Source organism: Microcystis aeruginosa LEGE 91341 (genome assembly GCF_015206885.1).
GTDB lineage: Bacteria > Cyanobacteriota > Cyanobacteriia > Cyanobacteriales > Microcystaceae > Microcystis > Microcystis aeruginosa_H.
Genome location: NZ_JADEXY010000280.1, coordinates 1 through 1,034, shown reverse-complemented (window position 1 = coordinate 1,034; position 1,034 = coordinate 1). Strand labels below are relative to the sequence as shown.

General features: G+C 50.6%; 1 pseudogene. It reads left to right on the top strand.

Annotated features, from left to right (window positions below):
- Positions 1-369: 369 nt before the first annotated feature.
- Positions 370-1,034 (top strand): annotated as a pseudogene (locus tag IQ234_RS20860) (CPBP family intramembrane glutamate endopeptidase); the annotation flags it as partial.

Below are 1,034 nucleotides of genomic sequence, written 5' to 3'. Positions count from 1 at the left end.
GGGTAGAACCCCCCAAACCCCCCGCGCATTAGTTTTTCGGTGGGATGCTTACACGCAGCTGCTGACACATCTTTAATTATTTAGGGCTTGCTGAATAGCTGAATAATGGTAAAACCCTTTTAAAATAAGGCTTTTGACCTGTTAAAATCCGATGTTAGTGCAAGAATATAGGATTGGGACATTCAAAAACCTTGCATTATCCTTCCTTCTTGTAGTACATGTATTGGTACAAAAAGAGAGGGCAACAAAGCCTGAAACTCCCGACTCCTGACGACCAGCTACTGACTCCTGACTCCTTAACCCCACCAACAAACTTTTTCAGCACACCCTAGTATAAAGGCTGTAGGCTGGGGAAACCTCACTCGATCGATGAGCGTCAGCTATGCCATGAAAAGAACGATTTCCCGGATTGTCTGGATACTTCTCTCGCTGGCGGCGATCGCTCTAGCGGTTTTTCTGTTCAGTCCGCGGCCCGTGGAAGAAGCCAAGGCTGACTACTGGATCATGAGTCGGTTAGCGGTCAATCAACCGGGTTATTTTCCCCTAGAGCAATCCCTCGATCCGCGATGGTATCGCCCGATCGCCCCCTGGATCGGTCGCCTGATTTTGCCAAAACCGGAGGAATATTCGGCGACACCGGGGGAAGATTGGACTTGGTTGCAGGTTTACCAAGCACCCCGGCCGGATTTAGTCGGTCAAAAAGTTCGTTTAGGTTGGCGGCAATCCCCAACACTGGCTCGATATTTAGGACTGGTTACTAAGGATATTCGCTTCACCCCGGAGGCGATCGAGAGTGAAAAACAGGGAAATATCCTACCAACTCGCTTGAATGGTCGTTTAGGGGTTGGACCCCTGCAAGCGCTGGCCGGATCGCGACCGCTCGATGATGTGGTGGTCAGCTTTCCCAATGCAGAAATCGGGGAAACGTCATTACAAGTGGAGCGAATGCCCTTGATCGTTACCGGGCGCTTTGTGGCATTAGTGAAAATTATCGGCGAAGTTCCCCCCCGAACCCCCAGCGATATCCCCAAGGT